At 44.1% G+C, this 9,591-nt stretch carries 9 protein-coding genes and 2 tRNA genes; all 11 read left to right on the forward strand.

From position 1 onward, the window contains the following. The first annotated feature begins 43 nt into the window (after positions 1 to 43). Positions 44 to 119: transfer RNA gene (locus tag PHS46_04900), tRNA-Arg, on the forward strand. A gap of 83 nt (positions 120 to 202) precedes the next feature. Further along, positions 203 to 1,273: a hypothetical protein gene (locus PHS46_04905; protein ID MDD3905856.1), complete on the forward strand. Its 1,071-nt coding sequence runs from the start codon at positions 203 to 205 to the stop codon at positions 1,271 to 1,273. A 17-nt stretch (positions 1,274 to 1,290) separates the two neighbouring features. After that, on the forward strand, positions 1,291 to 1,749 hold the full coding sequence (locus tag PHS46_04910; protein MDD3905857.1) for a hypothetical protein: 459 nt from the start codon (positions 1,291 to 1,293) through the stop codon (positions 1,747 to 1,749). 19 nt (positions 1,750 to 1,768) lie between these two features. Further along, complete coding sequence (locus PHS46_04915) at positions 1,769 to 2,845, forward strand: DUF362 domain-containing protein (GenBank protein ID MDD3905858.1); 1,077 nt, start codon at positions 1,769 to 1,771, stop codon at positions 2,843 to 2,845. Then, a complete protein-coding gene (locus tag PHS46_04920) occupies positions 2,842 to 5,274 on the forward strand; it encodes an AsmA family protein (GenBank protein MDD3905859.1) in 2,433 nt (810 codons plus the stop codon). Before PHS46_04915 ends, PHS46_04920 begins: the two co-directional genes overlap by 4 nt. 659 nt (positions 5,275 to 5,933) lie before the next feature. After that, positions 5,934 to 6,008, forward strand: a tRNA-His gene (locus PHS46_04925). Between the two features lie 434 nt (positions 6,009 to 6,442). Further along, positions 6,443 to 7,015: a nucleotidyltransferase domain-containing protein gene (locus PHS46_04930; GenBank protein MDD3905860.1), complete on the forward strand. Its 573-nt coding sequence runs from the start codon at positions 6,443 to 6,445 to the stop codon at positions 7,013 to 7,015. Next, complete coding sequence (locus PHS46_04935) at positions 7,005 to 7,472, forward strand: HEPN domain-containing protein (protein ID MDD3905861.1); 468 nt, start codon at positions 7,005 to 7,007, stop codon at positions 7,470 to 7,472. Before PHS46_04930 ends, PHS46_04935 begins: the two co-directional genes overlap by 11 nt. A gap of 21 nt (positions 7,473 to 7,493) precedes the next feature. Beyond that, positions 7,494 to 7,757, forward strand: coding sequence for a hypothetical protein (locus tag PHS46_04940; GenBank protein ID MDD3905862.1), 264 nt, complete (start codon positions 7,494 to 7,496; stop codon positions 7,755 to 7,757). Positions 7,758 to 8,340: 583 nt separating this feature from the next. Beyond that, positions 8,341 to 8,661, forward strand: coding sequence for a hypothetical protein (locus PHS46_04945; GenBank protein MDD3905863.1), 321 nt, complete (start codon positions 8,341 to 8,343; stop codon positions 8,659 to 8,661). Continuing rightward, positions 8,642 to 9,322 carry a GSU2403 family nucleotidyltransferase fold protein gene (locus tag PHS46_04950; protein MDD3905864.1) on the forward strand — a complete coding sequence of 227 codons (681 nt, stop codon included), beginning with the start codon at positions 8,642 to 8,644 and terminating at the stop codon, positions 9,320 to 9,322. Before PHS46_04945 ends, PHS46_04950 begins: the two co-directional genes overlap by 20 nt. The last annotated feature ends 269 nt before the right edge of the window (positions 9,323 to 9,591 follow it).

Consider the following 9,591-nt stretch of genomic DNA (forward strand, 5'->3'; position numbering starts at 1 on the left):
ATAGAATTATATCGTGGTATTGTTTTTTCGGAGAAAAATCCAAGTCCCCGTAGCTCAAATGGATAGAGTACTGGCCTCCGAAGCCAGCCGTGGCAGTTCGATTCTGCCCGGGGACGCCATTCTACTTCGCTACGGCAGTCATACTGTAATGGAGCTTCGTAGGAATGGCGACGGAAGCAGTAAATTTTGCGAAAAGCTACCTATGGATGACAAATTATACTTACAGAAACAGGTTGCATGGCAGAAAGAGTTCGAGGCGCTGTGTCTAAGGTGCGGCGAGTGCTGTGGGCTACGCGAAGACCCGTGCTCGAACCTCATAAAGGCACAGGACGGCAAATACGCCTGCGCCATCTATGATAAAAGGCTGGGCGCGCAGAGGACGGTTTCCGGCAAGATCTTTACGTGCGTGCCGATACAGGAAGTTCTTAAAAAAGGTATGCCTAACAAATCCTGCGGTTATCTTATGCCGGCGGTAGCCGTGTTTACGGCGATAACCCTTTTGGCCGGCACAGTATTTCCGCTGGAAATGATAGGTCGGGAAGAGATGTCTTACAAAAAATTCAAACTCGAGAAGGCGACGTGCGAGGCGGCGGTATTTTACAAAGAGACGTCGAAAGGTATGGATATCGGGGTATCCGCGATAGCTACGGGAAAAGGGGCCGATTTCAGGAAGTGGCGTGTTACAGATATAAAGATCCATGCCGGCGATGAAAGGATACGTCCCGACCAGTCGGATAATTTTTACGTCAAAGAAAAATCGCTTTGGAGAGTTCCGGCGGCTATACTTTTTGCCGCTATCGGCACACAGATAAATGTTTCCGGCACCGGCCTTGAACAGGGCATAGCTAAGGCCGGCGCGGCGATAGGCCTCGGGCTGTTGGTACTTGCCGCGCAGGGTGAGATAACGGGCAATAAATGCATTTTCCGTCTGGACAATGCGACCGCCGATAAGGTGTTTAGTCAGGACGGTTTTGCCGAGATACGGCTGGAGGATGCCGACCAGCATTGGCAGGATACGATAAAAATCGGCATGATACGGCCGGAGTTTAAAGCGGATGATACCGGTGAGTACAAAAAGATGAGCCCGGAAGAACTTTTGAAACTCATAGATGATCTTGGTGGCCGTGTCGACGGTTTAGAAAAAGAACAGGCGGCGCTTAAGTACGGTGTTGACCCGAAATACGACCGCCTGCAGGCGGAGATAGAAGATCTCCAGACACAGCGCGGCATAGCATATAAAATATGGTTTGAAAAGACCGAAGGTAAACGCTAAATAGGAGGCTTAAAGTGATGATGAGATTCGCGAAAGTTTTAATAATCGGGTTTTTCGTTTTAATCGCGTCCGCTTCTTTGTCTTTCTGTCAGGAGACGGCTATCGATTCGCTCGTGGATAAATATAATAAAGACACGGATATCCAGCGCGCGGCTGTTGTGCGGGAATATCTCGGCAAAAAGATAGCGGTTGCGGGAGTCGTCGATAATGTCAGCGATGAAAATACTTTCGATGTAGTCAACGACATCGGGGAGCGTTACTATAAAGTGGTAACGCAGGTGGCGAATACTCCGCAGGGCAATCCCTACAGAGCCGTTTTGATCTACAAAAATATAGATAGCGTCAAAAGCCTTAATAAAGGGCAGGATATTTCATTTAAGGGCAATATAATAAAAGTAGTCGACGAGAGATTGTATATATCTGTGTGGTTGTCCGCGGAAGAGTTGACCGCTCACGAAAAAGAGTTGTTCAAATAGCGGCTCGAATGGAGGTCGTATGGCAAGCGCGAGCAAAGTCTATTTTGTAAAAGTAAGCGAGTCCGATCCGGCAGAAAGCGTAAACGCCAAACTATCGGCTCTTATCGATTCCGGACACCTCTTCGATTTTATAAGAAAGTCGGATTCTACGGCGGTGAAGATGCATTTCGGCGAGGAAGGTAATATGGGACATGTGCGCGCCGAATACGCCGGTGTCGTATGCCGCAAGCTTTTAGATAAAGGCGCCGCGGCGTTTCTTGTGGATACGAATACCCTCTATCGCGGCCGCAGAACGAATTCCTCGGAACATATAAAGCTCGCCGCCGAGCACGGATTTACGAAAAAAACCTGTTCGGTCGATATCGTAGTGCCCGATGATACCAATGAAGAGAATGTCACGGAAGTCGCTATCGATGGAAAGTTTTTTAAAACGGCGAAAGTCGCGACGATATTCATGAAATCCGATTCGCTTGTAGGCATCGCCCATTTCAAAGGGCATGTCATGACCGGTTTTGGCGGCGCGCTTAAGAATATAGGCATGGGGTGCGCCTCGAGAGAGGGGAAGCTCGCCCAACATTCCGAGATAGCTCCGGTGCTTGACGTGAAAAGATGCAAAGCCTGCGGCGCTTGCATAAAAGCATGCCCGGCGAATGCCATATATTCGCAGGGTACGCGTGTAGTCATCGACTCATCGAAGTGCATCGGTTGTGCTACCTGTATCGCAGTGTGTGTGCATAACGCGATAGAAGTCGACTGGGAGTCCGGTGGGATGCAGTTGCAGGACAAGATGATCGAATACGCATCAGCAATCCTTCTGAATAAAAAAGGAAAACAGGGTTTTATCAATTTTGTGACAAAAATAACGAAAGAATGCGATTGCCTGGCGAAGGACGATCCCAGGATAGCTCCGGACATAGGCATATTCGCTTCACTCGATCCGGTAGCGGTGGATCAGGCCTCTTATGACGCGGTCTCAAATGCCTGCGGCAAGGATATTTTTAAGGTCGTCCATCCGGACAGGGACAGTTTAAGGCAGTTAAAACGGGCTGAGCAGATGGCCTTGGGCTCGCGCGATTATGAGCTGAAAAAATTGTGAAAAAGTTTCTTATAATTCTGTTTATCGTAATTCTTATTTTCCTGGGCGGGATAGCATATTTAAATCAGGCCATATTTCCTACAAAGATGAAAGCCGCTATCGTGGCGGGTATCGAAGACGCTACCGGCAAAAAAGTCCTTCTTGGTTCGGTTCGATTTGATCTCCTTAAAGGCCTGGTTCTCAAAGATCTGATAATCAGCGACGACCGGAACGCAATCGTAAACGTAAAAGAAGCCCGCGCATCATTCCTGATAATACCTCTTTTCAGCAGGCAAATTATCGTCTCGCGCCTTATCCTGGAATCGCCCGATATATTTGTCGAGCGCCGCAAAGACAGCTCCTTCAACATTATCGAACTCTTTCCCAAGGCCGGGCCTGCCGCCGGCGCAGGACTCAAAACATTTGTCCATAGAGTCAGCGTCAGGAACGGATCGGTAACTTTTCACGATCTCACGATGGAGCCGCTTTATACAAAAGATCTTAAAGTCGAAAAGGCCGAGATATATCTTCGCTTGCCTGCAAAAATAAAATTCAGCGCCATCTTTAGCATACCCACCGATCGGTCTTTTAAATGCGACATGACCGGCGAATATGCGTTAAGTTCCGGCTCACTCGATGCCGAGGCGAGGATAAAGGCCCTGGCCCCGGAAGAGTTTGCCGTATATTACAAAAATGCGGGTTTTTCCTTTCCTGAAGGCAGGATAGATGCGGACATCGGATTAAAATATAAGGACGGAGTTATTTTAGCGCAGACCGATGCCTCCGCGGCGAAGCTATCGATCCTGCAGGCCAAAACCTCGATAACGGTAACCGGTAGCGAACATTCAAACATCCGCTATGTTTTTACCGATAAAAAATTTGATTTTACCGGAAGCGCCAATATCGAAGATATGATGATAAACGGTGTGGATTACATCGAAAGCGTGGACAGCATAAAAGGGAGGGTTGCTTTTAGTAATCTGGGGATCTCCTCCGATAACATTACGGCCGTTGTTCTGGATATGCCGATAGAGGCGAAGATAAGCGTGAATGATCTAAAAGCGCCGGTAATTAAAATAGACGCTTCGTCCGATGTCGAGCTTTCCAATTTTCAGGGTGTATTAAAGGAGAGCTTCAGTATCGATATCCCGGCCGGGTTGGAGGGCGAAGGTAAACTGCATGTATCGATAGAATATCCTCTGGCAACTCCGGAAAAAACTCAGGTAAGCGGCTTTATCTATATGCTCAATGCCTCCGCGCGGATAAACGAAGAAGGCGGCGAGATCGACAACCTGACCGGAAAGTTTAATTTTTCCTCCAATCAACTGATCTGGGATGATATCGGCTTCCGGTATCGCGACACATATTATAAGTCATCGGGAGTCCTTACGAACTTTGACTCACCCGGGATCCAGTTGAAACTCTCGTCCGAGGATTTGTCTGTGGATGCCGTATTCGCGCTGAGAGACCGGGCGATCAACTTTTCGAAGCTTTCCGGCAAATATCTGAACTCTTCGATTTCCGCGGCGGGCGTCCTGTATACTTCGGATATGCCGTTGATGAACGTCGAAATGACAGGCAGGCTGAATGTCGATCTTGAGGATCTGAAGGGGCAGTTCAAAAAATCTCCGGAGAAATTCGAAAAGATCAAACCGAAAGGTGTTATACGAGCGGAGTTTAAATTAAAAGGCAATCTGAAAGATCTCAAAAAATGCGACATCGAAGCCGCTCTGTCGAGCGAGGAGCTTTCGCTATACGGATTGCATTTTACGAATTCGACCATGAATTATGCCCAGATGTCCGGAGAGGGGCAGATATTATTCATGCGCTCTTTCCTGTATGGTGGTTCCATGGCGGCTACCGGGAAGATCATGTGGCTTGGGAAGGATGTGCCTTATGGCCTCGATGTTAATATCGACGGCGTGCGCATAGAAAAATTCAAATCCGACACGGCGATGAAAGATAAGGATATAGCCGGCGCCGTAAAATTGCAGGCGCGGCTGAAGGGCCTGTTTGGTGATGTCGGAAAATTGTCCGGCAACGGCAGGATGGCCGTTACGGAAGGCAGGTTATGGCAGTTAAACCTGTTTCGCGGTATCGGCACCATGCTCTTTACGAGCGATTTCAGTAATATTATATTTAAGGAAGGCCGATGCGATTTTACCATAAGCGATAAAACAGTATATACCGATGAAATCATGCTGAAAAGCGATGTGTTGGATATTTACGGACCGATAACGATAGGGTTCGATAATTCCGTGAGCGCGGAGCTTAAGGCGGATTTTTCGGAAGATGCGCTCGAATCCGGAGCCCGCAAGAATATTGCCGCGGCTATCGGCCAGTACAGCATAATAGACCTGAGCGGCACCTTGAAGGAGCCGCAGTATAAGCTCAAAGCGGACGTTGCCAATATAATGGAAGACTTAGCCGATCGGTTTGCGCAGGAATAGAGAAGGTAGGCTGATCTTATGGCAGGTATGTTGTCATACGAGGTAGTCCATGCTATAATAAGCCATTATATAGTTCATTTGAAGTGAATAGTTTTATGGTGGATGTAGCTCAGCTTGGCTAGAGCACTTGACTGTGGCCACAATCCGTTCATTGACTTATTGCGGTGGTTAGTGTAGGGTATTAGTATGGTTGAGAAAAAGTGCTTGGTTTGTGGCAAGGGCATACTGATAAAGAATTACCACGCGAAAAAAGGGTGGGGAAAATACTGCTCCAAAAAATGCCAAGGCAATGCGCAATTTAATGGGCAGTGGCTTAAATGCAGTTATTGTGGTAAAAAAATTTACAGAACCCCAAAAGATTTCGAAAGGTCGAGGAGCAAAAAATATTTCTGTTCAGTAAGTTGTCATTGCTCCTGGGAGAATAAAAATAGACGTTGTGGCCCGAGTGCTCCAAATTGGATATCCGGCCAAGCGGCATACAGATCATTGCTTAAGAGGAGCGGTAGGAGAGAAGAGTGCCGAGCATGCGGCATTAAAGATAAACGGGTTTTGGCGGTGCATCATATCGACTCTGATCGGAAAAACAATAATCCGGAAAATTTGGAATGGCTGTGTAGGAACTGCCATTGCATAGTTCATTTAAAGTAGAAGTTTTCGTGGTGGCTATAGTGTAAAGGTTAGCACGACAGACTGTGGCTCTGTCCGCACGGGTTCGAATCCCGTTAGCCACCCCAGTATCTTCTGTCTCTATGTGGCACAATGAGTTAGGATAAGTCTCCGACGGAGAAATCTGTCGGAGACTTTTTATCTGGCGATGTCCCTAGGACTTAGGGCGTTTTTCCCGTCGGAGAATTTCGCGATATTTTAAAACAAGATCTCCGTCGGAGGAGAGAGTAATATTGCGAGAGAATTTGAAAGAAATTGGCCAATTCCTCTCTTAGTTTATGGGCGATAGTTTATGCTATATTCGCGCAATAACGCGCATATTTTTTGCGGCGATTCAGCCATAAACTAGAGGTGAGAACAATTTGGCCATAGAGAGGTTTAAGGTGTAGTAACATATTTTACTGTGACATGCTGTAACATATTACTATGACATAGAACATTAATTTATTTTCTTGACATTCGTTCTCAGAATGAGTACAATCGTTCTCAAAATGAGAACGACATGCTAAAAAATCTAATAGGTTCAAAAACCCGCCGAATAATACTTAAGGCATTTGTCGAATCGCCCGATGCCGAATACTACACCCGCCAACTGGCCGGTCTACACCATATATCGGTAGGCACGCTTCATAGAGAACTAACGGGGCTTAACTCTTCAGGAATTCTTAAGGCACGTAAAATCGGCAACATAAAACTGTTTTCCATCAATAAAGAAAATCCAATTTATGAGGAAATCAAAAACATCATTTATAAAACCGATGGCGTGATAAAATTATTAAAAGACATCATCCCCGGGATAAGGGGCATTGAAGTCGCTTTCATATATGGATCTTTCGCAAAAGGAGATGAAAGGCAGGATAGCGATGTTGACATGTTTTTGATAGGGAATGATATTGATGAGGGTGAATTAATACACGCGATAAATAAAGTAGAAAAAAAACTGTTTAAGGAAATTAATTATACGCAATACACGGAAAACGAATACAAAAAAGAAAAGAAAAAAAAGAATTCTTTTATCTTAGAAGTAACAAAGGGTAAAAAAACATTTATCAAAGGAGATGAAAATGACCTCTAATGGTTTCTTAAATGAATATATAGAAAAGAAGCTAATCAAAGCCGAAAAAATAGGAATCGACCAGATTGAAAAGATAATAAAGGCCGCGGAGAAAAATCTGAAAGTGGCGGAAAAATTGCTTTTGATAGACGAAGGGGTTGCCTATGAGACAGCTTATACTGCAATGCTTCATGCCGCCAGGGCATTTGTGTTTATTAAAGGCTATAGGCCAACGACAAATTTTCAGCATAAAACAGTCGTTAGCTTTACCGCCCATTTCATAGGAGATGATTATAAGGTTTTGATTGAGAAATTTGATTATATGCGCAAGAATCGCAACAAATTCATCTACGAGCCATGGAAATTCCATGTTTCTATGACCGACACAAAGGGCGCGTTAAAATCAGCTCGTGAATTCATTGATCTTATCAAAGAAGAGATTAAAAAGGAAAGTCCACAAGCCAATTTTAAATTTTAATCCGGCTAGGGAGATAGTGGATTGAAAGCAAAAACCAATAAAACATATAAAGAACCAGTTTTTTTATTTACTTCGAGTTCAATGCGGCAAGCTACCTGGGCGGGCTGGTATTCTGCCTTAGGTAATAAAAAACAAGCTGAAAGGTTTGTTCATTCTGCGCACAGTGAATGGCTAAAGGAATTAGGGGCAGGCAGAAAATATACATTTCTAGATAAATATAATAATGATATTTGGAAGCATATCCCAGACAAAAAATTAAAAATACTTATTGATAATCTGTTTTAAATCGCTTAAAGGAGAAATTAAAAAATCCAAGACCAATTCCATAAGATGTGTTGATAAGGGAGTTCAAATCCCGTAAAGGGTGGCGAGGAGACTTGAGACCTCTCTGAATTCAAATCTCTTCAGGGACCCCAGTAATATAACTCATTGTAGTGCAATGAGTTACGACAAGTCTCCGACGGAGAAAATCCGCCGGAGACTTTTTATGTAGCGCTGTGTCAAAGACTTAGGGCGTTGTTCCCGTCGGATATATTTAAAATATCTTATTGTGTTATCTCCGTCTGGGAAGAGAGGAATTTTAAGTGATAATTGTTGGAATATAGCTCAATCCCTCTCTTATGTAATGAAGTCTATATAATGCTATTTGTGACTTTATTTGCAAATAATTCATATCAAAATAGGGCATTAAATAGAGAGTTGTCCTTCCATGTTTAGAGAGGCTGGGGTGAAATCCACGAGGGGAAGCCTCTCTGACTAACCAACAAAGTCTGTAAACGGCCTATATGTTGGTTAGCTCCATCCCTTGACAATTGTTAACCAACAAGGTATACTAATTAGTAGTTTGTTGGTTAACTTCGGAGGGTATATGAGAGGCGTGATTAAAGGGGCTTTAGCTGAAGAATTAAATAACTCTTTGCGCATGAAGAAGGGGTATGAATCTGCGTTAAGAAAACTTCCTAAGGGTTGCCTGTCGATCAAGAAGATAAAAGGGCACGAGTATTATTACCTGGTCAGCCGGGAAAAGGGTCGGCTAAAATACGTCTATAAAGGCCAAGTACCGCAGGAGCAGATAAAAAAATATAAAGAGGCCAAAGAATATAGGGCTAAATATAGAAAATTATTGTCGCAGGTGAAAAAACAAATTAAATATCTAAGGAGTTCTTTGCGTGGAAAAGAAGCAATATGAGCTGTGCGTTGAAGTTCTCCATAGGCTGAATAAGGCAGGAGCCTTGAAAGATATTATTCTGGTAGGGAGTTGGTGCATACCATTCTATCAGAATTACTTTAAAGGTATAAAATATGCATTGTCTATAAGAACCAGGGATGTCGACTTCATGGTTCCCGGCCGTATTAATATAAAAACCAAGATTGATCTTGTTGAGTTATTGAAAGATCTTGGATTCGTGGTGGGTTTTCAGGGTAGGGAAGGCTATATTAGACTGGAGCACCCGGAGCTTGCCATCGAATTCTTAGTCCCTGAAAAGGGTCGTGGCTCAAATAAACCATTTCCTTTAAAAGAGCTGGGTATTAATGCTCAGCCTCTCAGATACTTAAATCTGCTTACTCAGGATATTATCCATGCAGAAGTTGATGGAATGAAAGTTTCTCTGCCGCATCCGGTGCTTTTTGCATTTCATAAGTTGATAATAGCCCAGCTGAGAAGAAACGCGGATAAAGCCGACAAGGACAATGAAGGTGCGATTAGGATTTTAAAGGCAGTGCTGGATAAAGGAGAATCAGCGATTATGAAAAGAACGTTTAATTCAATGCTCCCGAAGTGGCGAGAAAAAATCATCAAAAGCCTAAAAAAGATTGACGAGCCAGATATTTTACGATTTTTAGAGTAATGATAAGAACGGGAGCGGTGAGCGGAAAGAAAAACCCTATCTGAAATGCACTAGGTAGCCATTTCCGAAGAAATAAAACCATATTGAGCACAAAATTACACAGAGAGGGCTTCCCTCACCCGCTCTAAATCCTCTCACCGACGATAGTGTAAAATATTATGGACGCTTTTAATCGTCATTGCGAGGATGCGAAGCATCCTAAGCAATCTCAATAGTTCTTTGTAATGTAAATAAAAAAGGTATATCCTCACGGTTATTGTGAATGATAA

It is taken from the genome of Candidatus Omnitrophota bacterium (assembly GCA_028699255.1).
GTDB lineage: Bacteria > Omnitrophota > Gorgyraeia > 2-01-FULL-45-10 > 2-01-FULL-45-10 > FEN-1322.